This window comes from Vibrio sp. 2304 (assembly GCF_033339475.1).
Lineage (GTDB): Bacteria > Pseudomonadota > Gammaproteobacteria > Enterobacterales > Vibrionaceae > Vibrio > Vibrio alginolyticus.
Genome location: NZ_JAWOUQ010000001.1, coordinates 508258 through 534075, shown reverse-complemented (window position 1 = coordinate 534075; position 25818 = coordinate 508258). Strand labels below are relative to the sequence as shown.

General features: G+C 45.7%; 20 protein-coding genes and 2 pseudogenes. 6 read left to right on the top strand and 16 right to left on the bottom strand.

The genetic code is table 11. The annotated features are described in order from the left end of the window. Positions 1-174: 174 nt before the first annotated feature. Positions 175-1614 carry a catalase gene (locus R7P64_RS02460; RefSeq protein WP_017821260.1) on the top strand — a complete coding sequence of 480 codons (1440 nt, stop codon included), beginning with the start codon at positions 175-177 and terminating at the stop codon, positions 1612-1614. Between the two features lie 195 nt (positions 1615-1809). Here R7P64_RS02460 and R7P64_RS02455 read toward each other — a convergent pair whose 3' ends face one another. From R7P64_RS02455 to norV, 4 genes are all read right to left on the bottom strand, one after another. Further along, a complete protein-coding gene (locus R7P64_RS02455) occupies positions 1810-2688 on the bottom strand; it encodes an NAD(P)-dependent oxidoreductase (RefSeq protein WP_017821261.1) in 879 nt (292 codons plus the stop codon). Between the two features lie 184 nt (positions 2689-2872). Further along, positions 2873-3211 carry a DUF1971 domain-containing protein gene (locus tag R7P64_RS02450; RefSeq protein ID WP_318103678.1) on the bottom strand — a complete coding sequence of 113 codons (339 nt, stop codon included), beginning with the start codon at positions 3209-3211 and terminating at the stop codon, positions 2873-2875. 42 nt (positions 3212-3253) lie between these two features. After that, positions 3254-4402 carry an NADH:flavorubredoxin reductase NorW gene (norW, locus tag R7P64_RS02445; RefSeq protein WP_318123138.1) on the bottom strand — a complete coding sequence of 383 codons (1149 nt, stop codon included), beginning with the start codon at positions 4400-4402 and terminating at the stop codon, positions 3254-3256. A gap of 10 nt (positions 4403-4412) precedes the next feature. After that, positions 4413-5915: an anaerobic nitric oxide reductase flavorubredoxin gene (gene norV, locus R7P64_RS02440; RefSeq protein WP_318118377.1), complete on the bottom strand. Its 1503-nt coding sequence runs from the start codon at positions 5913-5915 to the stop codon at positions 4413-4415. A 190-nt stretch (positions 5916-6105) separates the two neighbouring features. On the opposite strand from norV, the gene norR reads away from it, so the two are divergent. The 4 genes from norR to azu all read left to right on the top strand — a co-directional run bounded on the left by norR (position 6106) and on the right by azu (position 10264). Further along, a complete protein-coding gene (gene norR / locus R7P64_RS02435; RefSeq protein ID WP_318118376.1) occupies positions 6106-7638 on the top strand; it encodes a nitric oxide reductase transcriptional regulator NorR in 1533 nt (510 codons plus the stop codon). A 399-nt stretch (positions 7639-8037) separates the two neighbouring features. After that, complete coding sequence (locus R7P64_RS02430) at positions 8038-8556, top strand: transcriptional regulator (RefSeq protein ID WP_318123137.1); 519 nt, start codon at positions 8038-8040, stop codon at positions 8554-8556. A gap of 269 nt (positions 8557-8825) precedes the next feature. Further along, entirely contained in the window at positions 8826-9476 is a 651-nt protein-coding gene (locus tag R7P64_RS02425) for an HAD family hydrolase (protein WP_149191619.1), read from the top strand. 335 nt (positions 9477-9811) lie between these two features. Next, complete coding sequence (azu, locus tag R7P64_RS02420) at positions 9812-10264, top strand: azurin (RefSeq protein ID WP_005375211.1); 453 nt, start codon at positions 9812-9814, stop codon at positions 10262-10264. A 226-nt stretch (positions 10265-10490) separates the two neighbouring features. Here the strand turns inward: azu and R7P64_RS02415 are convergent, their stop codons facing one another. From R7P64_RS02415 to R7P64_RS02390, 6 genes and pseudogenes are all read right to left on the bottom strand, one after another. Continuing rightward, positions 10491-10841, bottom strand: coding sequence for an ethanolamine utilization protein EutQ (locus R7P64_RS02415; protein ID WP_213961222.1), 351 nt, complete (start codon positions 10839-10841; stop codon positions 10491-10493). Continuing rightward, entirely contained in the window at positions 10838-12154 is a 1317-nt protein-coding gene (locus R7P64_RS02410) for an FAD-binding oxidoreductase (RefSeq protein WP_318118375.1), read from the bottom strand. The genes R7P64_RS02415 and R7P64_RS02410 overlap by 4 nt, the downstream gene beginning before the upstream one ends. Before the next feature lie 12 nt (positions 12155-12166). Beyond that, complete coding sequence (locus tag R7P64_RS02405; protein WP_318118460.1) at positions 12167-13450, bottom strand: NAD(P)/FAD-dependent oxidoreductase; 1284 nt, start codon at positions 13448-13450, stop codon at positions 12167-12169. Continuing rightward, positions 13439-13600 (bottom strand): annotated as a pseudogene (locus tag R7P64_RS02400) (rubredoxin); the annotation flags it as partial. The gene R7P64_RS02405 and the pseudogene R7P64_RS02400, both read right to left, overlap by 12 nt. 142 nt (positions 13601-13742) lie before the next feature. Continuing rightward, positions 13743-15179 carry an aldehyde dehydrogenase family protein gene (locus R7P64_RS02395; protein WP_318118374.1) on the bottom strand — a complete coding sequence of 479 codons (1437 nt, stop codon included), beginning with the start codon at positions 15177-15179 and terminating at the stop codon, positions 13743-13745. Position 15180: 1 nt separating this feature from the next. Continuing rightward, complete coding sequence (locus R7P64_RS02390) at positions 15181-16368, bottom strand: aromatic ring-hydroxylating oxygenase subunit alpha (protein WP_017635305.1); 1188 nt, start codon at positions 16366-16368, stop codon at positions 15181-15183. Positions 16369-16686: 318 nt separating this feature from the next. On the opposite strand from R7P64_RS02390, the gene R7P64_RS02385 reads away from it, so the two are divergent. Then, a complete protein-coding gene (locus R7P64_RS02385; RefSeq protein WP_138939664.1) occupies positions 16687-18423 on the top strand; it encodes a BCCT family transporter in 1737 nt (578 codons plus the stop codon). Positions 18424-18516: 93 nt separating this feature from the next. Here the strand turns inward: R7P64_RS02385 and R7P64_RS02380 are convergent, their stop codons facing one another. The 6 genes and pseudogenes from R7P64_RS02380 to R7P64_RS02355 all read right to left on the bottom strand — a co-directional run bounded on the left by R7P64_RS02380 (position 18517) and on the right by R7P64_RS02355 (position 25681). Further along, complete coding sequence (locus R7P64_RS02380; protein WP_005385892.1) at positions 18517-19443, bottom strand: LysR substrate-binding domain-containing protein; 927 nt, start codon at positions 19441-19443, stop codon at positions 18517-18519. Positions 19444-19690: 247 nt separating this feature from the next. Then, positions 19691-21054, bottom strand: a pseudogene (locus R7P64_RS02375) (TrkH family potassium uptake protein). Position 21055: 1 nt separating this feature from the next. After that, positions 21056-21709, bottom strand: a complete 654-nt coding sequence (locus R7P64_RS02370) for a potassium channel family protein (RefSeq protein WP_005375180.1) — start codon at positions 21707-21709, stop codon at positions 21056-21058. 151 nt (positions 21710-21860) lie between these two features. Next, entirely contained in the window at positions 21861-22559 is a 699-nt protein-coding gene (locus R7P64_RS02365) for a response regulator transcription factor (protein ID WP_154203989.1), read from the bottom strand. After that, positions 22556-23590: an ATP-binding protein gene (locus R7P64_RS02360; protein WP_195723049.1), complete on the bottom strand. Its 1035-nt coding sequence runs from the start codon at positions 23588-23590 to the stop codon at positions 22556-22558. The genes R7P64_RS02365 and R7P64_RS02360 overlap by 4 nt, the downstream gene beginning before the upstream one ends. 237 nt (positions 23591-23827) lie before the next feature. Further along, positions 23828-25681: an ABC transporter ATP-binding protein gene (locus R7P64_RS02355; protein ID WP_031780854.1), complete on the bottom strand. Its 1854-nt coding sequence runs from the start codon at positions 25679-25681 to the stop codon at positions 23828-23830. Positions 25682-25818 lie beyond the last annotated feature (137 nt).

Sequence of the window (25818 nt, the reverse complement as noted above, 5' to 3'; positions counted from 1 at the left end):
AACGCCGATTGTTATGTCAATCAAGCTAATGTAGTAAATTTCTGATTCTAATATAGTTTCGACCATAGTCACCATCTATTGAATTGATAAGCAATATCAGTTTTCTCCCCCAGCTTTTCCGTAATAACCTCCTCTACAGTTTCTAAGGTATTGAACCCTGGAGGGGGAAGAAAAATGACAAACAAGAAATTGACTACAGCAGCAGGTTGCCCTGTCGCACATAACCAAAACGTTATGACTGCAGGTCCTCGTGGCCCTCAACTATTACAAGACGTTTGGTTCCTTGAAAAATTGGCACACTTTGACCGCGAAGTGATCCCTGAGCGTCGTATGCACGCAAAAGGTTCTGGTGCTTACGGTACGTTCACAGTAACGCACGACATCACAAAATACACTCGCGCTAAGATCTTCTCTGACATCGGCAAAAAAACAGAACTATTCGCTCGCTTCACTACTGTAGCTGGTGAGCGCGGTGCAGCAGACGCAGAACGCGACATCCGTGGTTTCGCACTAAAATTCTACACTGAAGAAGGTAACTGGGACTTGGTTGGTAACAACACACCAGTATTCTTCCTACGTGACCCACTAAAATTCCCAGACCTAAACCACGCAGTAAAACGCGACCCTCGCACTAACATGCGTAGCTCTACCAACAACTGGGATTTCTGGACATCACTACCAGAAGCATTCCACCAAGTGACTATCGTAATGAGTGACCGTGGTATCCCAGCTTCTTACCGTCATATGCATGGTTTTGGTAGCCACACATTCAGCTTCATCAACGCAGAAAACGAGCGTTACTGGGTGAAATTCCACTTCAAAACTCAGCAAGGCATCAAAAACCTAACTGACCAAGAAGCAGAAGCAATCGTAGGTAAAGACCGCGAAAGCCATCACCGTGACCTTTACGAAGCGATTGAGCGTCAAGACTTCCCTAAATGGAAGATGTACGTACAGATCATGCCAGAGCTAGAAGCGGATGAAGTCAACTTCAACCCATTCGACCTAACACGTGTATGGTCTCAAAAAGACTACCCACTGATCCCAGTTGGTGAGTTCGAACTGAACCGCAACCCAGAAAACTTCTACGCAGAAGTTGAGCAATCAGCGTTCAACCCAGCAGCAGTAGTACCTGGTATCGGCTTCTCACCAGATAAGATGCTACAAGGTCGTCTGTTCGCTTACGGCGATGCTCAGCGTTACCGTCTAGGTGTGAACCACCATCAAATCCCAGTGAACGCACCTCGTTGCCCTGTTCACAGCTACCACCGCGATGGCGCAATGCGCGTTGATGGCAACTTTGGTTCAACACTAGGTTACGAGCCAAACTACAAACAAGAATGGGCAGAGCAACCAGATTACTCTGAGCCACCTCTACGCATCAATGGCAACGCTGATCACTACGATCATCGTGTAGACGAAGACTACTTCAGCCAAGCGGGTGACCTATTCCGTCTGATGAGCGAAGAGCAACGTCAAACTCTGTTCGATAACACAGCTCGCGCAATGGACGGTGTACCAGAGTTCATCCAACAGCGCCACGTTCAACACGCATACCAAGCGGACGAAGCGTACGGCAAAGGTCTTGAAATTGCACTAGGCTTAAACAAGTAAGCGAACGCTGCAATCATTACACTGTGTGATTTAAAGACGAAAAAAAGGAGGTACTCTACAGTACCTCCTGATTTCAAATCACTAATCCTTAATCACAAGTCACAAAACATGCTCAAGGTGATTCATTATGATTAACTTAGATTTCTTTAAGCTCTTTGATACCAAAGAACTGTTTATCTATTACTGATTCATCAACTACTGATTTTTAGCTACCGCTTTGATCAGTACTGATGTATCCATGCGACCTAAACCATCACGTTGAAGGTCTGCGTATTGCTCATCCACTTTCTTAGTCAGTGGAAGTTCTAGACCCACTCGCTCAGCTTCTTGCAGACAGAAACCTAAGTCTTTGCGCATCCAATCAATAGCGAAGCCAAAATCGAACTTGTCTTCAGCCATCGTATTTGCGCGGTTTTCCATCTGCCAAGAACCTGCAGCGCCATGCTTAAGTGTTTCTACAACTTGAGCAATGTCCAAGCCTGATTTTTGTGCTAGCAACAAAGCTTCACTCAGACCTTGTAAAACGCCTCCAATACAGATTTGGTTTACCATCTTACAGCGTTGACCCTGACCGTTTTCACCCAGTAGCGTCATCTGCTTCGCGTACACATCCATCGCCGGAGACACACGGTCAAAAATGCTTTGTTCACCACCACACATGATGGTTAGAACACCATTTTCTGCGCCCGCTTGACCACCAGAAACTGGCGCATCAATAAAGTGATTACCGTACTTAACACACGCTTCAGCCAGCTCAACCGCTAGGTCTGCAGAAGTGGTCGTGTGATCGACTAGCACTGCGTCCGCTTTCAAGCCGACCAGAATGCCCTCTTCACCGTAAACAACGCTACGAACGTCATCATCATTACCCACACAGGTAAAAACGATGTCACAGCCTTCCGCCGCTTCACGTGGTGTTTCACAAGCTACGCCTTGGTATTCTTCAGCCCATTTGTCGGCTTTCGCTTTTGTGCGGTTGTATACTTTGGTTTCAAAGCCCGCTTTACTTAGGTAACCAGCCATTGGGTATCCCATCACACCCAGACCAATAAATGCTACTCGTTGTTTTTCCATTGCACGCTTCCCTTAGTTCACCTGACTGAAATGTTTCGTAACATGCTACTAAAGAATTGAAATCATTACTCGTGATTTCTCTTTCCTCGGTCTCGATGATCCTGCATTGCAGTCCGTTTATTGCGCCTTCTACACCCCTTTACTTGACGATTAGCGTAACAGTCAAAGCACTTACATAGGTTCACTACTGCTTAGCATGGAACATCGCTTGCCCACTCTTGTCCTTGTTCGACCAGAAATTGATGTTGAACTGAGCATCATCGCTCATCTCAATGCGGTGCCAGTACTGCGGTGGACTTGTAGCAAACTGGCCTGCATTAATCACCACCACTACTTCTGCTTCTGTGGCATTTTCATCAGCAAAGCCGTAGTAAGTCACTTGCCCTTCCATGACGCACAGCTGCCCAAACACACCCTCAGCGGTATTGTGATGAGTCAGTAGCGCTGGTGGCACATTGTCTTTAGTGAAGAAAGGCGTTGAACGTTGAGCAGTCCAGTCTTTAGGAATTCGTAGATGCGACATAATAATACCCTCTCTAATTACAATTCTTTTCGTTTAAATCGGTTAAGCCTGACCGGCTTGAGACAACTCTCGAAGCAATGGAAATGCTTGCGTAACTTGTTCTCCCGTCACGACGAAGCCCATGAGTCGGCTATTTTCATCTTCTGCTTTCGCGGCAATGCCAGTTTGAGAAATCTGCACGCTCCAGTTCGTCACCGAACTAAAATCGCCTGCCAATTGAATCGGGTAGCTCGGCGTTTTGACCTTTACCATCATGGGCGGTAGTTTCAACTCTGCTTCTTGCCCCAGTAGTTGTTTGCCCAAAGCATTGGCACTTAGCACGATCGGTTGGAGGTACGGCATCATTCGACCTTGGATCTCAGCACAATCGCCTAATGCGAACACATTGGCTGCTGATGTCTGTAATCGAGCATCCACCTCGATGCCTTTATTGACACTCAACCCACAAGCTTTCGCTAACCAAGTGTTAGCACGTAAACCCGCCGCTGAAATCACTGCATCGGCTTCGATTTCCTTACCTTTGCTCAAGCTTGCCACCAGCGAATCATCTGAGTGATTAATCGCAGCAACTCCAGTCTCCAAGGCAAGTTGAATACCTTGCTGCTTAAGTTGATTCTCCAGCGGCAATGCAACAAATTCAGGAATCAAGTTAGCGAGCAAACGGGGATTTGGCTCAACCACCGTAACGGCTTTACCACTGGTTGCGAGATCCATGGCGATCTCGACGCCGATCAAACCACCACCCATTACTAGAATTCGTTCCGCGCGGCTAATTTGCTCTTCCGCTAATTGATATTCTTGTAGCGAGTTCAGCGTTATCACCTCAGGTGCTGCACCACCAGATATTGGCGGCACAAAGGCTTTCGCGCCTGTCGCAAACACCAGTTTGGAATAAGGATAGGTTTGGCCGTTGGCAACCACTTGCTGAGCTTGCACGTCGACATGCTCAACCTTGGTATGGGCGAACAGTTCGATGTTGTGTTCCTGTGCAAACGCCTCACCACTTTTAACTACCAAGTCTCGGGCGGTTTGCTTGTTGCTGAATACATGACTCAAATCGGGCTTGTTGTATTCCGCGCCATCATCAGCAGTAAACACTTGCAGCGGAATATGTGCGTCCATTCGACGCACTGTTTTCACCAATTGGTAAGCAGCAAAGCCGCTACCAATAATCACAATAGGTGCTTGCATATTCGCCCCCTTACCCATTGTATTCGACAAAGACGTCTTTACCCAAATGACATTCTGGGCACAAGAAGTAATCTGGCACTTCAGACCATACCGTACCCGGCTCAACGCCTTGGTTAGGCTCGCCTTTAGCTGGGTCGTATACCCAATTACAAACGGTGCAAACCATGCATTGACAATCTGCAGGATGCGCCTCGGTACTAGGGTTGCTAGGGGCAGCATCGACTACCGCCTGTGTTGTCGCTGGCGCAGCGGGTTGTGATTGAACTTGTGGTGCAGACGCAGCAATTGCCGGAGAAATAACAGGACTTGTCAGGTCATGCTTCGCCCACAATTTCGCGATGTTCTGACCATGTTCACGGCACTCACGCATCGCTTTACCATCTGGTCGCCATTTGGTTTTCAAGCTCACTGCGGTTTCAAAACCTGCGTCAGTCAATCGAGCATGGATACGATCCACCGCGCCACCATTCCAACCGTAGCTACCGAATGCAGCGGCCTTCTTCGCTTTAAAGCGCAAACCAGTAATTTCTTCTAGCATGCCTGCGATCTTCGGCATCATGACGTTGTTCATGGTAGACGAACCAACCAAGATGCCTTTTGAGCGGAATACGTTGGCGAGAATTTCATTCTTATCATGCTTAGAGACATTAAAGACTTTGACTGCCACACTAGGATCGACATCGTGAATGCCTTGCGCGATTGCATCGGCCATCATTCGGGTGTTGTTTGACATAGAATCGTAGAAAATCGTAATGCGATCTTCTTGATAATTGTCTGCCCATGCTAAGTATTGCTCGATGATTTGAACTGGATTATCGCGCCATACAATACCGTGTGACGTTGCGATCATATCGACAGGCAAATTAAAGCTCAGCACTTCTTTGATTTTAGCGGTTACCAAGCTGCTGAATGGCGTTAGGATGTTTGAGTAGTAACGCAAACACTGTTCCATCAACTCATTTTGGTCAACTTCATCATTGAATAAGCGTTCATCGCAGTAGTGCTGACCAAATGCGTCATTGCTGAATAACACTGCATCGCCCGTTAGGTAAGTCATCATGCTGTCTGGCCAATGCAGCATCGGCGCTTCCACGAACACCAATTGCTTACCGTTACCAATATCGATGCTGTCGCCCGTTTTTACGGTTTTGAAGTTCCACTCGGGATGGTGGTGATGACCAACGATGGAGTCAATCGCCGCTTCTGTACAGTAAATTGGCGTGTTCGGAATCTTCTCCATCAATGCCGACAATGCGCCTGAGTGATCTTCTTCAGCATGGTTTACCACGATAAAGTCGATAGACTTAAGGTCGATTTCCATTTCTAAATTTTGGATGAATTGTTGACTGAATCGGTGATCGACCGTATCAATCAATACGGTTTTCTCTTCACGAATTAGATAACTGTTGTAGCTGGTACCTTTTGTCATTTTGTATTCTGTACCGTGGAAGTCTTGAACTTCCCAATCGCGTTGACCTACCCAGTGGATGTTGTTTTTTACGTGAATTGTCATAATTACTACCTTGAATGACGAGATAAACAAAAATAATTTCTTCTTGTATTGCACTGGGCGTGCCAACTTTTAATTGCTATATATTTCAATATCTTAATTAAAACCCAACTTTAATGGCTGTCATTTAGACACAGTTGAAAATTGTCATTAAGACACTACAATAGTCATATTGACACAATCGGTATTGGCTATGACTTCTTTAATCGCGCAATGGCTACACATCACGCAAGACCTTAACTCGGCGCTCACTCAACAGGCTCGCTTCGATACGTTATTAACCACGATTCGAGAGGTATTGAAGTGTGACTCTTCTGCCCTTCTTTTATATGAAGACCAGCACTTTAAACCTTTAGCAATCAATGGATTGGCGAAAGAAGTGCTTGGACGCCGTTTCTCCATTGAGCAGCACCCAAGATTAGAAGCCATTGCCCGAGCGGGCGATATCGTGCGCTTTCCCTCTGACAGCGACTTACCTGATCCATACGATGGCTTGATTCCAAACCACGATGACAAACTGCATGTCCATTCCTGCATTGGTTTACCTCTGCTGATCGACGATCAACTGATTGGTGCCATTACGATTGACGCCTTCGACCCCAACCAATTTGATGGGCTACGCAACCAAGAGTTACGTTTTGTCAGCGCGTTGGCAGCAGGTGGCTTGCACACTGCACTTCTGCTAGAGCAACTAGAAACTCAAGCGAGCCTGCCACGTGACTCTTACGCTGAGAAACGCACGTTGAGTAACGAAATCATTGGCAACTCTCAGGGTATGAGGAATCTTCAAGAGCAGATTGATGCCGTCGCGGATACGGAATTGTCTGTGTTGGTCATGGGAGAAACAGGCGTAGGTAAAGAGTTAGTTGCCAGCGCTATTCACCATCGTTCTAGCCGATCGAACAATACTTTGGTTTACCTCAACTGTGCGGCGCTGCCAGAATCAGTCGCGGAAAGCGAGTTGTTCGGCCATATCAAAGGCGCATTCACAGGCGCGATCAGCAATCGTAAAGGTAAGTTCGAACAAGCCGACGGCGGCACACTGTTTTTGGATGAAGTCGGCGAACTGTCGTTAGAACTGCAAGCTAAGTTACTTCGAGCCCTACAATACGGCGACATTCAACGTGTGGGTGATGACCGCCATATTCGAGTCAACACACGCATTGTCGCCGCCACCAACCGTATATTGCATGAAGAAGTGACTGCTGGTCGCTTCCGAGCAGACTTGTATCATCGTCTAAGCGTCTTCCCGCTTCATGTTCCACCTCTTCGTGAACGTGAAGACGATGTGGTGTTACTCGCAGGCTTTTTCGCCGAACGCTTAAGAAGCAAATTGGGATTAAACAGCATTCGTTTGTCTCCTGCTTTGGTGCTGGCACTTAAAGACTATTCATGGCCAGGCAACGTGCGAGAGCTTGAACATGTCATTAAACGTGCCGGTGTTTTGGCAAAAGCGCGTACTCACGCCTTGGACATTGAGTTGGTTGAGCAAGATTTTGATATCCGAACGCCGAATCAGAACATCAAGAACATTGAAGAAGCGGAACAAAACTCTCGGCTTGAGCTACCAGAAGGCGGATTGAAGCCTGCCACAGATGCCTTCCAAAAAGCGATGATTGTTAGAGCTCTGGAAGAGAACCAAGGTAACTGGGCAGCAACTGCACGTCAGCTTGAATTAGATAACGGTAATTTACACCGCTTAGCAAAACGCCTAGGGATAAAATAGACACTAACGAATATCACCTAATATGGCATATTCATCGCCAAATAATGTGCCTGATGCCCAACCGCGCACTCAGCCCACCATAAGTAGTGGGCTGAGTGCTCAGATAGAATAGCTACCTAAGTTTGACGGTATTTTCTTCTAAATTTTATTGTCTTGAACCACCTCACAGATTTAATAACCCTTAACAATAAACACAATAATAGTTAAGGTATTTTTATGAGCTAGATCTAATAAAATTAAATATATAGTATTTATTTTAAGAATCTAAACTTTCAAAGTTCATCATAATAAATACAACCTCTATATATACACTTTACCTTCAAAAAACATCAAAATATAATCCCTTCGATAAAAAACACTTAAATGAATTTAACTGTATAAAAGTGAGGAGAATAAAATATGGGATATGGGGCGACAGTATATTCATTAGATACTGAAAAGGTTTTTAACGTACTAAAGAATGAGCGTAATCCAGAGCTAGAAAAAGCCATAATGGAAAGGTGTCAAGACTCCTTTAAGGTGATTAATGAAATGCTGGAAAGTAGTGGCGAAAGCATCCAAGCTGAAGAGCTTCTTATGCAAATGTTGTCTGAAGAGATAAAATACAGTCACTTGGGTTACGCCTATGCTTACTTGCTTGAAGCTATATGTAAGATAACTGGTTATTACTTATCCAATAACTCTTGGTATCCTTGCGATGTAAACGATTTCTGCGAAATTCCATTCACTAATACCGATTATCCTATAAAATTCCCATTCCCTGACGATTTCCCTGTTGTTTTTATGATAAAAAATCAAGATATTCACCAAGATAACGTTGACTTCGGAGGCTTATCAGAGCAACAAATATCTGAAGTCAAGAGCTGGTACACTCATGCAGTCGTAAACAATCGTGATTTGGTATTATTTTATTATTAATTTTAACTATTAATAAATCATCCAATAGTTAAAATAACAATAGAATATTAATAAAACTCTAGCTTATATTAAGATAGAGTTTTATCTATTTAACTGAAATTTTTCTAATTTTAAAAACATTATATTTAACACCTAATTTATAGACTCTATGTATAGTGTGTTCAGAGGCAATGTGAACTCATAGGATCAAAATCAAGTTCTAATTTTTAGAAGAAAAACCGGTCTGCTTGTGTCAAAATGCGCCATCCCAACCAAAAAGTCTTAATGTAATGAACTACCAAGCTGCTATTTTTGATATGGATGGTTTGCTCCTTGATACCGAGCGCGTCTGTATGCATATTTTCCAAGAAGCATGTGAAGCCCAGAACCTACCCTTCTATAAAGATGTTTACCTTTCAATCATTGGTCGCAATGCAGCGGGCATTGAAGTGATTTTTCGTAAAGCTTATGGGGATGATCTTGACCGCTTACACCAAGAGTGGCGCGACCGTTACGACGCTGTGGTTAAGCACCAAGCGATACCGGTAAAAGAAGGGGTGATTGAGCTGCTTGAGTGGTTGAAAGGCCAAGGGTTGCCAATTGCAGTCGCCACTTCTACAGCAAAAGAAGTGGCACAGAAGAAGTTGGAGTTAGCGGGCCTAAGCAAGTATTTCGACAACTTAACGACGGGCTGTGAAGTGTCACACGGCAAACCTGATCCAGAGATCTACCTGCTTGCAGCAAGTCGTCTAAGCGTAGATCCAACCAAATGTCTCGCCTTTGAAGATTCAAATAATGGCGTGCGTGCTGCGGTAGCAGCGAACATGATCACTTATCAAATTCCTGATTTGGTTGAGCCTTGCAACGAAATAAAACAATTAGGCCATACCGTCGCACCTTCACTGCATGATGTGCTGCACACGTTAAAACAAACTCGCTAGGTTTACTTGTCATCTGTTCTCTAGAAGCTCAGCAGTCTAGCTGAGCTTCTTTCTCGAAACCTCTCCAATACCTTAAAACCAAACGATTTTGCCACCCGTTTAGCGAGATTAATTTCACCTTAACTCTGGCTAATCACGACTTTTGATTTAACTCACGCAATCGCATGAAATAAGGCATTTGAGTGATCAAATAGCGGAACTGACCAGTACAAGCTTGCAACAAAACGTCAATATACCGATTGAAGCACGTTTTTGGAGTGAAAATTGGCTGATAATGAGAACTATTGGATAAGATCAATCCAAGTCAGCCTAAAATACAAAATGGAGAGTGTTATATGTCTTTACGTTTATTAGCAACAACCTTCGCATTAGTAGGAATGAGCTTTGGTGCCCAAGCCAGTGCCGAGTGTGAAGTGTCATTAGATGCTAACGATATGATGCAGTTTTCTACTAAAACATTGAGCGTACCAGCCACTTGTAAAGAGGTAAAACTGACGCTGAATCACACAGGTAAGATGCCAGCGCAATCGATGGGTCACAACGTGGTCATCTCTGACACTGCCAACCTACAAGCAGTCGGTACTGATGGCATGGCAGCTGGAGCAGAAAATAACTACGTAAAACCAAATGATGATCGCGTCTACGCTCACACAAAAGTAATTGGTGGCGGTGAAAGCACCAGCATTACGTTCAGTACTGAGAAAATGAAAGCCGGCGGTGACTATTCATTCTTCTGTTCGTTCCCGGGTCACTGGGCAATCATGCAGGGTAAATTTGAGCTAAAATAAAAGATTTAGCCAAGCCAAAAGAAGACTCATTATAGGGAAGCCAAGGCTTCCCTTTTTGATAGATAAAATAGCAATTGAGAAAGGTCTAACACGTCTGGAAACGTGACCAAGAAACATAGCAAGTAAGAAACCCTTGCTCCATTGAGATTAAGTTCTTTTACGAAAACTCATGGGTAAAAATCGGATTTTTGTTTTGCCTTTCCGAAACACTACTAAATGATAAAAGTCATTCAATACCATGTAACTCTTTCCAGTTTCCTGGATGAACCACATAGCCGAACAGAGCATGCCCACCATAAACCAATTCAGTCCCTTCCGGTATCCACAGCATCTGACCTGGGTGCACAAAATGTGTTTCACCATTTGCGGTCAGCTCGAAACAGCCTTCAATCACGAAAATAACCTCATCATAAAGCACTGTCCAAGCCACTTTAGCGCCTTCCCATTTAGCAAAGCCTACGCCTATGTTTGGTGAAATTTCTGGGCTTAACGCCCTGGCAACATACGCCATTCCTGGCGTCTCACCACGAACATTGAAATCTAGACTTTTACTATCAACAAGTTTGACTGGCTTCATAATTCACTCCGGCTTTGCCATTTTGCTAATTGGATACGCGTTTTTACTCCCAAACCTAAAAAAGGCTCTGGCGGATTCAAACAAGGCATTCCTGTCACTTGCTGTATGTCATCCAATGATTTAGATGTCGCATCAACGACATAGTCAGCTAACAGTGTTCCAGAAATGGTTCCCCACGCAGCACCAACACCATTGTCACAAGCGCTGGCATAAACACCTTCATCTAATTGACCGAAAAAGTTAGTAAAGTTACGAGAGATTGCATACACCCCACCCCATGTGTGAGTAAATGGTACGTCGGCCAGCTCGGGATAACGCGCCAGAAAGACCTGACGATGATCGTCGCGAATTTGTTCTCTGACTTTATCGTTCATGCTTGAGCCATATTTCGGCACGTGTTTGTAAGTATTGCGGATCAAAATACGTCGATCGGCGGTCATACGTAACGTCGTTCCCGCATGATCAGCTGGAGTTAACCCCCAATTCAGCTCACCTCCGTATCGTTGCATTTCTGCGTCGGTCAATGGACGCGTCCAGCTTGCAAACGTCATCACTGGAAGTAGTCTGTTTTTAAGATAACCAAACTCCCGAGTAAAAATGCTGGTCCCAAGCAGCAGTTCAGGGGTTTCAACAGAGCCACTATCTCCATGTAATACCCAGCAACCGTTTTCTTTACTGAGCTTGCGGATTGGCGAGTTCTCTAACACCTCGACGTTCTCTGGAAGGCTTTCCCCTAGCCCACGCACCAAAGCAGCAGGTTGCATTAAATAACCACCTGGCGTGTAAATTGCGCGGCTGTAGTAGTTTGTTCCCAAGACTCTCGCCAGCTCACTGCCATTAACATGGAAGTATGGTTCGCCAAGGTCTTTCATTAGGTGCTCAAAGTGATCGAGATACGCTTCACCGCGCGCCCCTACGGCTCCTTGATATTTGCCCTTTGCTGACCACTGACAAGAAATACTGTGCTTCGACACTAAAGTGTTTAGCTGAGCAATCGCAGAACGGTTGAGTGATAATAACTTTTGCTTGTGCTCAGGGTCGGGATGCTCAAGTGAAAACTTATGAGGCAAATCGATAACAAAGCCCGAATTTCTTCCTGAAGCCCCTTGGCCGATACGTTGCGCATCAATCAGTATAATTCGTGCATTAGGCATAAGTTCAGCTAAACGTCTTGCCATAGCTAGGCCTGCGAAACCGGCACCTAACACGGCATAGTCAGCACTTTGTTTACCTTTTAACGCCGATTTTTCTGGAATACTTGGCAACACATGGTACCAACCACACGTCACGTCATCATTGGGTAAATGAATCATCTTTTTTCTCCGCTACGCTGCTGACAGTTTCAATGACAATTGATCTAGCCAAGGGCCGCGTAATGACTGTACTTTTCTTCCTAGCAACGCAAAACCGAGCATTGCTCCTTCTGGTGAATAAAACGCAGCGGTCAATTCATCTGCTTGGTTCTCGATGTACCATTGTCCCTGTTCTTCAGCGGCTACCGGGAAAATCGTGAGTGGAAGAATCGGCGTTTTTACAATCACTGGAGTTGGTGTTAACGAGATAGGGGCGACATCGCCTAGCAAGCTTTTCGCTACAGAGGGGATCATTTGATTAATCGGTGCAATATACGGCTGCCAACCTTGCTCCGTTTCAACACAGTCGCCTAGCGAGTAAATACTCTCATCACTCGTCTGGCCGAATTGATTCACTTTAATGCCGCGGCCCACTTCGAGCCCCGCGCGCTCAGCCAGAGAAACATTTGGTTTGAGTCCAACCGCGCTTAGCACTAGGTCTGCTTCAATCTGCTTGCCACTGTTCAGATGTAAAACCGCACTGGATTCGGACCTTGGCTCGATTCTGGCGATACTGTCTTGTAGAGCCCATTGCACGCCTCGTTCGGCAAGTGCGCTTTGTAATGATTCACCCAACTTTTGCGGGATCAAACGCTCCATTGGCCATTGACCCAACCCGATAACTGTCACTTCATAACCGCTTTCGATCAGGTCATTCGCGAACTCACAGCCAATTAAGCCATCACCTAGGATCGCGATGCGCTTTTTGTCTTGCAGCTCCGCTCTGAAACGGCGGTAATCAACTAAGTCGTTCACACTCATAACCCAAGAGCGATCGCCCTCAATTGGGATTTCAATCGGTGATGCACCTGTTGCCAGTACCAAGCGGCTGTAGGCGTATTTACCGATGGAGGTATGTAACGTTGAATTGGCACGATCGATCTGTTCAACACGGGTATGCGGGTAAACTCGGATATTGAGACGGCTTTCCCACTCCAACGCGCTCTCACTTTGTAGCGCGTCGCCGTCTTTGTTCATGACCAGTGCATTAGACAATGCTGGTTTGCTGTACAAAGCGCCATCATCAGCGGTAAAGATGGTGATAGCAACCGTCTCGGATTGTGCTCTAAGTGCCGCCGCCAACTGGTAACCACTGTGGCCACTACCGATGATAACGATAGGGTCATTTGAGAATACAGGTTGAGTAACTTCAGATGGAAGAGGCTGAGCAGTATTTGGCTGAACAGACGCTTCTACCGACACCGAAGACACCGCTGCAACCTCTTCTAGTGGCGCGTCGTCGGTAATTTCGATCATTTCAAAATCGGCCTTACCCACTAAACAGTCAGGACATAACCAGTCATCCGGTACATCTTCCCATGCTGTTCCTGGTGCAATGCCATCGGATGGCCAACCTTGTGCTTCATCATAGATTAAGCCGCAAATAATACAGAGCCACTTTCTCATCACTTATACTCCAACTACCTTGTTCAGAATTTCCGTGTTTACAAACCGCTGTCAGATTTGTTGTGATTCCATCAACCTCGCCCTAGCTTGTGGTCTGAAATCCAAGCCGGTACGAGGTGATGAAAATACAGTTACACGGTAGCTATACGTTGCTGTCTTGCTGCAAACGAATGGCAATATTGCGTGTCTGGACGTAGCTATAAATCGCTTCTTGTCCTTTTTCTCGCCCAAACCCGGACAAGCCCACGCCACCAAATGGTGTTTCGATGCCACCAGCAAACCATTCATTGATGAACACTTGTCCACCACGCAGTTGCTGTGCCACACGCAATGTTTGGTTTAGGCTTTCACCAAAGACACCAGCGACTAGGCCAAAATCGGTGCCATTCGCGATTTCAACAGCCTCTTGATCGGTTTCAAACGGCGTAATTACCAGTACAGGACCAAACACTTCTTCTTGAGCAATACGCATATCTGGTGAGGCTTCAATCACCGTCGGTGCCACAAAGTAACCCGACAAATCAGGGGCGTATCCACCCGTTAGGATGTTCGCGCCGTCGGCTTTTGCTTGTTCTATCATTTCTAGCACGCGCGCTTGTTGATCAGCCGATACCAACGGTGTTATATCCGGCTGGCTTTCACCTTGACCAATGGTTAGGTCTTGCGCCATTTTCACTACCGCCGCTTTTACTTCTTCATAACGCTCTTTTTGAATTAGCAAACGAGACATTGCCGAACAAACTTGACCAGCGTTAAAGAAAATACCGACTTGAACGCTTTGTAAAAGCGTTTCGAGACTCACATCTTTCAGTGCGATAGCGGCCGATTTACCACCCAGCTCCATCACAGATGGTGTGGCGCGTTGCGCTGAATCTTTCAGTATGCGTTGGCCGGTCGGCACAGAACCTGTAAAGACAATTTGATCAACGTCTTGATGCTGCACCAAGTGGCTGCCAACTACGGAGCCTTTGCCACATAGCAAGTTAATCGTGCCTTTTGGGAAGCCCGCTTTTTCAATCGCTTTAATCAACAACGTCATAGCGAGTGGGGAAATCTCTGGCGATTTGATCACCACTGCGTTACCAGCAGCTAATGCAGGTGCTAATGAGCGTGCACAAATAGAAACTGGGAAATTCCACGGCACAATCTGCACTGACACACCAAACGGCACATATTGGGTGAAATCGACATAATCTTTACCCAACGGAATTGACGTGCCTTCCAGCTTGTCGGCCATGCCAGCGTAGTATTCGAAGTAACGTGCCGATTCTAAAAACTCATCTTTGGCATCTTGCAAAGATTTCCCATTTTCACGGCAGGCAACTAACCCACCTTCATCAACCATTTCACGAATAGCCGCTGCGGCTTTTAACATCCACTCGGTTCTGACGGCTGGACGAACGTCCGAAAGAAGGCCTTGATTGACTACTCGACGTGCCGCTGCCATTGCGCGATCGGCATCGATGATAGTGGCTTCTGCTATCGTCGCATACGCTTCGGCTGTGCCAGGGTTCATAACGGTCAGCGCTTGCTCTGAATCGCACCACTCACCATCAATATAATTAAGGTAATGCATCATATTACTGCTCCAGTGCCGCTTTCACTTGCTTTGCCAACCAGGTTTGGAAGAAATGCGTCGGAACATCCATTTCTGGTGAGAACACACCACCACCAAAGCCAGGTGAGTAACGACCTTCCTGCATGCCTTCGACCGCTCCAATATCTTCGCCGAATACGACTCGCCATGACTCAACGGTAGCAGTACGGCACGCAGCGAACTCATCTTTCGTTGCTTCATCACCCACATAGAAAACACGTAGGTGCTCAACACTCTTATTCGCAGTGATTGGTTCAATCATCATCGCAAAGGCATGATCGGCTTGAATACCAAGCAACACGTTTGGAAAGAGTGCAACATATTCTGCATGACGCAGTTTATCTTCTGGCCAGCTTGGAAATTTAGGTAAGTGTGTTCCTGCAGTATCAGAGAGGTTGTATGCGAGACTACCTTGGCCAGCAAAACGCTCTGCAAACATGATGTTGTAGTGATCCTCTAGGCGAGAATAACTGTTCAAACTCGGATGCACCCAAGGTAAGTGGTAAGCTTCACAGTAGTTTTCTACGGCAAGCTTCCAGTTACTTTTCACTTCTATCTCTAAGTTGCCACCCATGTTCACGCGGCGAAGAAGCCCTAATCCTTCTTCACCTAAGAATTGCTGCCAACGTTGCTCTAGCGGCGCGATATGCTCTTCAAAGCTTTCTGCTTTGCCCGATAAGTTGACGAATACCATGTCCATCCAAACGGCTGAACGAAGTGGCTTAAGGCCATGCTTTTCACACTTAAATCGGTCATCTTTGTGTTTTGCGATACCACCGATGTGTGGTGTGCCTTTTAGATTGCCGTCAAGATCGTACGTCCATGAATGGTAAGGACAGCGAATCATGCCTTGAACTTCGCCTGCCTCATGAACCAGCTTCATACCTCGGTGGCTACACACGTTGTGGAAGACTTGGACTTCACCTTGACGATTTCTCATCATGAGTAGTGGAAGATTCATGAAATCAAGTGGCATCACATAGCCATTTTTAAGCAGGTCTGATGCAAAACCAATGCATACCCAAGTGTTACCAAACACCTGATCACGCTCAAAAGTAAAATACTCTTCGCTGGTGTAGGCCTGATTCGGCATTCCTGTTGCTTCACTGATTGGGTTCAGTACATTATCAACAAGTTCAACAGGAATAATGGTTTGGTTGACATTGCTCATATTCTTATCTCCGAGAGTCAAGTTGCATCCAGTGCGTACAACATCGTGTTGTGTTAGTGGAGATGATTTTGATTAACAACCCGGCAACAAACAAACGACTTTTTCGCCGGGCTTGGATGAGTTTTTGTCATTCATGCATTGATCTCGAACAAAAAACAACCTTTTAATTAACAATGATCTTCTTGTCATGATTAATACTCATTAACCGATGAGTATTAATCAGTTGAAACACAAAAGCCCTCTCTCTACTCTCTTTCAAAAATTAACAATAACGCAACAAACAATAACGCTAAAACAAACGCACTGTGAGGGATGCCTATGAGAGCAACATCTGGGATATTGAAAGGACTCAATCCGACTGTGACTATCGCATCAAAGATCGTCGTTATCGGTTTTGTACTTTTCTGCGCCATTCTCGCCAACCAAGCGGGCCAATACTTCGAAACGATTTCCGGCATTTTGCTGCAGAATATGAAGTGGTTTTACATCGGACTTGTTTCACTCGTTGTCGGGTTTCTTCTTTACCTTATGGTTAGTCGATATGGGCATATTCGTTTGAGTAAAGATGACGAAAAACCAGAGTTTAGTTATTTGTCTTGGGTATCCATGCTTTTTTCCGGAGGCATGGGGATAGGCTTAATTTTCTGGTCGGTCGCCGAACCGATGTGGCATTACGCTGACAACCCATTTACTCAAGGCCTGACCAATGAAGCCGCAACAACATCAATGAAACTGACATTCTTTCACTGGGGTCTACATCCTTGGTCTGTCTTTATTATTGTTGCACTCGCATTAGCCTACTTTTCCTACCGTAAAGATCTGCCTTTTACCCTACGCTCTATCTTGTACCCTTTGATTGGCGATCGTATTTATGGGCCTATCGGGCACACGGTTGATATCCTAACAGTCGCGGTGACAGCTTTCGGTATCTCTCAAACCTTGGGGATGGGAGTTATCCAAATAAACTCTGGCTTGAATCAAGCCTTTGGTCTAGACATTAGTTTGGGGATTCAACTCTTTATTATCGTTTCCCTTTGTACTTGTGCGGTTGCGTCGGTGCTATCTGGTGTAGGAAAAGGTATTCGCCGTTTATCAGAATGGAACATGCTGCTTTCACTCGCACTCGTGCTAGTCGTACTTTACATTGGTCCAACTCGCTATATCTTAAATACGCTACTCGAAAGTACGGGGCTTTATGCACAAAACATTGTCGGTATGAGCTTATGGAGCGATGCACAGAATGACTCTGGCTGGCAAAACTGGTGGACGGCTTATTACTGGCCTTGGTGGATGACTTGGGCACCTTTCGTTGGCATGTTTGTGGCTCGTATCTCTAAAGGACGCACAATACGTGAACTTATCGGCGGTGCTCTCATCGTACCCACGCTGATCACGTTCTTATGGATTTCAGTATTTGGTGGTGCAGCGTTGAAGGTAGAGCAAGACGCTCGTGTTGCTCATCAAGAGCAAGTCACTGCGGCACAAGAAGCCAAACAAACACCACCTGCGGATTTTTCTGGCGGCCCGATTCTTGAAGCGACTAAAGCCGATACGACACGCGCTTTGTTTACGCTATTCGACAATCTAGATACAGGTATGTTTGGTAAACTACTTAGCGTACTTGCGTGTCTATTGCTCGGTACTTATTTCATTACCTCCGCAGACTCGGGTACCTTGGTTCTATGTACCCTCGATGCCGCTGGGCACAGTGAGCCTCCTACCTCTATACGCGTATTGTGGGGGATCATGATCGCAGCCATTGCGGGAGTACTTCTATACGCAGGAGGGTTAAAAGCAATGCAAACGGCCTCCATTATTGCCGGTTTCCCTATCGCCATTTTTATCGCGGTGATGAGCTTAACGCTGTTTCATAGTATTCGACGCGAACCTAAGCCATGGGCAATGCTGCCTGAGCATGTTCACCCAGAGCAAGAGAAACTTGATGGTCCTGTTGAACCGCTTGTTGAAAGCAAAACAGTGGCTTCCGAGCCTATCGCTTCAAGATCCTCACAAAAAAGTGATTCCACACTCAATCAGGGACCAGTACTAAGTTAGTGCGTCGTTTCATCAATCAATTAAAACAAAGCGGGAACTGGTACTCCCGCTTTTTAACATGACCAAACTCTGTTATTTTCTCTGCTTATTGATTTAGGCTAAACCTCGATCACCCACCTCATCTGGCAACTGTTGCAAAAGCCACTCTCTAAAACGCTTGACGCTTGCTGGGATTAAACCTCTATTTTTAGGTTCAAGCATAGAGAAATTGGAAGGTGTTGAAAGCACGTGTTCGACTGGCCTAACTAAAGCACCGCTTTGTAAATAGTCGTCCACTAATGACCCCCAGGCTAACGCGATTCCCTGACCATTAATTGCCGCTTGTAACAGCATTGGATAGTTATTGATGTTCATGCGATTACGAGGCGAAATATTTGGCAATCCTACACTCGCAAACCACTGCTCCCAATTCACCCAATCTCTTTGAGACTCTTCCAGATAGAGTAACGTTTTATTGAAGATTTCTTCTGGCTCACTAGGCTGGCCGATTTTCTCTAAATAAAGCGGGCTACACACAGGGAATACTTCTTCTGAAAATAGCGTTGTCACATCCATTTCCGCAGGTGGAGTGCGACAATAAAACAAGGCGAGATCGCAATCTAATCGGCGTAAGTCCAACACATTATCTGAGGCCAATATTCTTATATCGATGTCATCATGTTCATTTTGAAATTGAGCAACCTTAGGCAACAACCACAAGGCTGCCATTGCATTTGTCGTCGCAACCGTGATCTTTTGTTCGCCCTGCCACTTCTTCACTTCACCCGTGATTTGAGCAATATCGAGCAAAGATTGGCTGACAGCTTGATAATATTGAAGACCTGTAGGCGTTAAATTAATGCTTCGATTGGCTCGCGTGAACATAGCCTTGCCTAAGTATTCTTCTAATTGTCTAATTTGGCGACTGATAGCACCTTGGGTCACGTTTAGCTCGTCAGCGGCTAACGTAAAACTCAAGTGCCGCGCCGACGCTTCAAACGCAACGAGGCTATTTAAAGGTGGGAGGGGTTTGATTTTCATGTATCTTCCAGTAAGGCAGTATTGTAATTATTTTTATTCCCGGCAATCTTATGTTGCACGTGGATAATGCCATTCTGGACAACACCCCAAAAACGACAATTTATAAATGATAAAAAATAGAGATGAATCATAAATTGTTGTGAGAGAGACTGCCGTATACAGTTTCGTGGCTACAACGAGCACAAAAAGAGGAGCAGTTACTCCTCTTTTGCCTAGCCTTTTGCTCACTTTCTTCGAGTTAGCCCATTTACCCTATTGCCAATTTAGTGCTCGCGTAACGCGCTTTTTTCTTTCTTGGACTGGCTAAGAAGTACGCCAAAGTAAGGGGGCCTAATCGTCCCATAAACATCATGAAGATGATCACTAACTCACCCGGTTCGGATAAACTGCCCGTTAAGCCTCGCGACAAACCAACCGTACCCAGTGCCGAGACTGCTTCGAACATAATATCTAACATAGACGCTTTCTCTGTCAGTAACAGCGTGAATATGGCAAACCAAGTCACCCCACCGAGATCAGAGTCAGCGCCAATGCCTTGCTGATGGTCTCTTTGGGAATCTCGCGTTGAAAGGCATAGGTTGCTTCATCGCGACGCAAATAGCTGTAAGTTGCCAAGACTAACACCATAAATGTCACAACTTTAATGCCACTTGCCGTACTCAATGATCCACCGCCGATAAACATCAACACCAGAATGATCGCCGTTGTGGCATCTTCCAACTGATCGATAGCTAAAGTGTTGAACCCTGCCGTTCTTGGCGTCACCGCTTGAAACCACGATGCCCACCATTTCCCTGCTTCGCTCAACGGGGCAAGCGTGTTGGGGTTGTCATATTCAATCAGATAAATCGCGATAAGTGCCACCACGTTAATGATCATCGTGCCTAAGATCATCATTCGACTGTAAACGGTGAGTCGATGCCAACGGCGATTGCGTTTTAAGTCAATCCAAACCGAGAAGCCTAAACCACCAATAATGAACAAACTGGTAATGGTGAAGTTAACGACCGGGTCGTCCACGTAAGGCATTAAGCTATCGGCACTCAACGCAAAACCTGCATTGTTAAACGCACTGATGGTGTAGAAGAAACCATGGAACAAACTGGTTTCCCAGCCCAGCTCTTCACTCCAATAAACGCTCAAAATAGTGAAACCAATAAGTTCAACGAGCAGAGCGAACATCAATACAGATTTAGCGGTGGCAATGAGTGTCGATGAATCAGTCTGGTTGAACGCCTCTCTCGCGACTGCTCGCTCCAAAAAGCCAATTTTTCCGCCCAGAGCCAGCAAGGTCACGATAGCAAACGTCATCAAACCTAGGCCACCACATTGAATCAGGAAAGCAATAACCACTTGCCCAAAAGGCGTAAACGCCGTGCCCGTGTCTACCACAACTAATCCCGTCACCGTAATGGCCGATGTCGCAGTAAACAGGCTTTGAATCCAAGTGATGGGCTCTGTGGTGGCAATCGGCAGTTTGAGTAAGACCGTGCCGAGCATGATCAAGCACGCAAAGCTGAGGCTAAGTATTAATGGCGGTGCGCCCAACAATTTTTTGCCCGCTTTGGGTTTTCGCTCGATTGGGATAACAGAGGGATGCCACAAAACCATGTTACACCAACCTTGGAGCGACGTATTTCAGCTCAGCGCGACTACCGCAAAGCAACAGCGTGTCGAACTCATTAAGCACAAACTCATCATTGATATTGGTGTAGACGGCTTCTTCGCGCTTCACCAAGATAGGCTGAATGTTGTAACTGCCTCGGCTGATCAACTTAGAAAGCGGCGTATCGTGCAGATTGGATTTAACGTGGATTTCCACCACATACAAACCATGCCCCATTTCCAAATAGTTGTTCACCATCGGATAGTTGAGTGCCTGCGCGACTCTTACGCCCATCTCCTCTTCCGGATGAATAATGCGTTGTACACCAAGCTTAGACACGATGGTGTGGTGTGCTTTGGTGCTCGCTTTGACCCAAATAGATTTCACACCCAGATTTTTCAGCGCCAGCGTACACAACAAACTGGCTTGCATGTCTTCGCCAATCGCCACCAACACCACATCACTGTTCGCTAACGCTAACTCTCTGAGTGCACCTTCGTCTGTTGCGTCACATATGACCGCTTGCGTTAACTCTTCGACGTATTTCTCGACGATTTTCGGGTCGCTATCCACCCCCGTTACGGTGTGTCCAAGATGAATAAGTTCTAAGCTAGCGGCAACGCCAAATCGCCCTAAACCAATTACTGTAAAGTGAGCCATATCAATCCCTAACTGTGTTTTATGTATAGAAAATGCTAATGCGCTAAGGGCTAGGCTGATTTTCCGTCACGAAAAATAGGCAACACGAATCCTGTTCGAGTGCCGATAACCAGCACTAAACCTTGGCATTAACGTTGATTAAATTTGGAATTTAGTGGTGCTTGGACGTCTCAAGCACTAAACGATAACCCAGCCCCGGCTCGGTTTTTAATAGCCGCTGTTCGTCAGCACTATCGTTCAGTTTTTTGCGTAGTTGACTCACTAACACGCGTAAGTAGTGAGTGTCTTCGACATGACTTTTTCCCCAAATCACCGCTAGCAAATGAGTTTGCTCAATGAGTTTTCCCGGCTTGAGAATCAACTGTTCAATGAAAGAAAATTCTTTCTTGGTGAGTGGAATTTCCCTCTGATCCAACCAAAATTGGTGGGTGCTTTTGATGATTTTGACTCGGCCAGCCACCAGCTCATCAGCGATGGATTTCTCATCCACCAAATCTCGAACCAGCACTTTGATGCGCGCGATGAGCTCTTTTACGCCAAAAGGCTTGCTTAAGTAATCATTCGCGCCCGCTTCTAAAAGGCGGATTTTTTCCTCTTCTTGATCGCGAGCTGTCAGCACTAGCACTGGCGTTTTATACGTCTGACGAAGCGTAGTGAGAAACTCCGCCCCATCGCCGTCGGGCAAGCCTAAATCTAGCAAAATTACGTGCGGCGAATGCGCTTCGAAACACGCTTTGGCTTCTGCAATGGTACTCGCGCCAATGTAATCAAACCCTTCAGCAGACAGCGAAATTCGAATAAAGGTATGAATGCGAGGCTCATCGTCCACGACTAAAACTTTGTAACTCACGCCTGCTCTGCTCCTTGATTGAGTGGAAGTCGAATGCGGATCAGCGTCCCTTCTGATACTGGCATAGATTGAATCTCTCCTTGGTGTGCGGTGATGATGCCTTTGGCAACCGCGAGTCCCATTCCGGTGCCTGAATCGGCCGATTTGTTGTTCACACCGGAATAGAAAAGGCTGAATATTTTTTCCGCATCTTCAGCTTTGATGCCAATCCCCATGTCCCGAACATCAATCACGCACGACGAACCCTGCTTAGAAAGTGAAACCTCAACAGATTCATTCTCTGTCGAAAATCGCATGGCATTATCCAGCACATTAAAAATCGCTTGTTCGATGAGCGAACGACTTACTGACAAATAGCCAACGGCATCATCCATATTCATGGATACTTTCTCGGTGTAATTCGGCAAACGAGAAACCGCATCCCGCACAATATTCGCAATAGGCTCATCTTTTTTGGTAATTTTTAATGTGCCGTGTTGGAGCTTAGTCGCCTGTAAGAGGTTCTCTATATATTGATGCAAGCGGTGGCTTTCTGAAGTCGCACTGTCGAGCAATTCTTTGCGCTCTAAGTCATTGAGCTTGGGCATGTACTCGTTGAGTGTGGTCAGTGTTCCAATAATGGTTGCCAGCGGCGTGCGTAGGTCATGGGACACCGATAGCAGGATGCTGTTTTGCAGCTTGGTTTGTTTTAATTCTCCCTGCTGGCGACGATAAAGATCCGCAAAGGTGCTGGTGATAAATGCCACCACCATAAACACGACTAAATTAAAAATGTCTTCCGGACGAAACATCTGCAAAGAGTAACGAGGCGTCGTGAAAAAGAAGTTGAAGCTCAACGCTTCGATCGCCGCCGCCGCATAAGCGAATCGCGAGTTGCATTGAAACGCCACTACCACGACTGCTAACTGTAAAATCAGCAGGACTGCGGCTGTAGAGCCAAACAGTTGGTCTAACAGCCATGAGACCACAACCGCGCCAACAATCACGGTAGTAGAAAAGAGAAAGGTGTTATCTCGCCATTGAACAAACATAAAATACATCAACCAAAATTCGATGTAGAAAACTTTAGCAAAAGCCCATTCGGAGTTCGCGTAAAAAAAGCGTAAAAAATTCAATAACGACAGTGAGTTATAAACATAATCATCATTAAGTTGGCCTAACTCAATGAATAATCACAAGTTAACGTTGCCCATTAACGCCTACTTACTCGGTATAAACGACAGACACAAAAAAGAGGAGCATTTGCTCCTCTTTCGTGTAGCGTCATATTAGATGACTTGTAGTTGAGCATCACCTTGCTCAGACAAAAAGCCGCCGGTTTGATGCTTCCACAGCTGAGCGTAAACACCACCCAATTGCAGCAGCTCGTAATGCGATCCTTGCTCAATGATTTTGCCGTCATCCATTACAATCAAACGATCCATCGCGGCAATCGTTGATAAACGGTGAGCAATCGCAATCACTGTTTTTCCTTCCATCAGAACTTCAAGGTTTTCTTGAATTGCCGATTCTACTTCTGAATCAAGTGCAGACGTTGCTTCATCCATGATCAAAATTGGCGCGTTTTTCAGCAGCACGCGAGCAATCGCCACACGTTGACGCTGACCACCAGACAGCTTCACACCGCGTTCACCCACTTCAACGTCATAGCCAACGTTACCTTGCTCGTCTCGTAGAGATTGAATGAAATCATGAGCATGTGCTTTCTCAGCAGCTGCGATAACGGCATCCATTGAAGCATCTGGATCACCGTAAAGAATGTTCTCTTTAATTGAACGATGCAGCAAAGAGGTGTCTTGCGTGATCATACCGATGTGTTGGCGAAGCGACTCTTGTTCAACTTGAGAAATGTCCTGTCCATCAATACAAATCTTACCGCTATTTACGTCGTAAAAACGCAGCAACAAGTTGACCAACGTGGATTTACCTGCCCCAGAACGACCGACAATGCCGACTTTTTCGCCCGGTTTGATAGTCAGGTTCAAGTTCTCAAATACCGCCTTCTCGTCACTGTAGTTAAAACCTACGTGATCAAAGCAGATCTCACCTTGGGAGATTTGCAAAGGCTTAGCATTTGGTACGTCTTTCACTTCAACATCGTTTGAAATCGTATTAATACCGTCTACTACTGTACCGATGTTTTCAAACAGTGCGCTAACTTCCCACATGATCCACTTCGACATACCTTGTACGCGCAATGCAATACTGATGGCAATCGCAATAGCACCAATTGTTACAGCGTGATCTAGCCATAGATAAACCGAAATGGCACTAATAGACATCAGCAGCAAATAGTTGATGGCATCCACACTAAACAGTAAACAAGTCACCATGCGCATTTGGCGGTAAACCGTCACCAAAAATTGCTTCATGCTGCTTTCTGCGTATTCCAACTCTCGTTGCGAGTGCGCGAATAGCTTTACGGTAGATATGTTGGTGTAAGAATCGACAATGCGCCCAGTCATTACAGAACGAGCATCCGCTTGGTCCGTCGCTACTTGTTTCATTTTAGGGATAAAGTAGAACTGGATAACCGCGTACATTCCTATCCAAATCACAATAGGTAACATTAGCAAACCATCGGCTTCGCCCATCATCCAGAGCATCGAAAGAAAATAAACGCTGATATAAACCAGTACATCCACCAGCTTCATGACCGTTTCTCGTACCGCTAACGCACTTTGCATCACTTTGGTCGCAACTCGGCCTGCAAAGTCACGCTGGAAAAATCCAACCGCTTGTTTTAGCAAGTAACGGTGAATCAACCAACGGATAGACATCGGGTAGTTACCCAATAACGTTTGGTGCATCACCATTGAGTGGACAAAACCGAGAGCTGGCATCACAACCGCCACTAAGAACAGCATCATTAGCATGCGATCACCCTGGTCTTGCCAGAATGTTGCGCGATCTTGATTAGAGAGAATATCGACGAGCTCGCCCATATAACGCAACAGCGTCACCTCAGTAATGGCAATAAGCGCACTGAACACAGCCATAACGAGTAAAGGGGCTTCAAAGCCACGAGTGTAAAAACGACAAAAGCCAAATAGCGTCTTCGGTGGCTTTTCGGTTTCCATCTGGGGAAAGGGTTGGGTCAGCTTTTCAAACCAATTGAACATAACAATGACTTTAGGTACCGCGAATGAATTTGCGAACGTTTTACTATCTTTTGATACAAAAGTCAGTAAAATACCGAAACAAAAGCTCAAATGATAATAATTACAATTAAGCTTAGCGTTAATCATAATTATCGGGA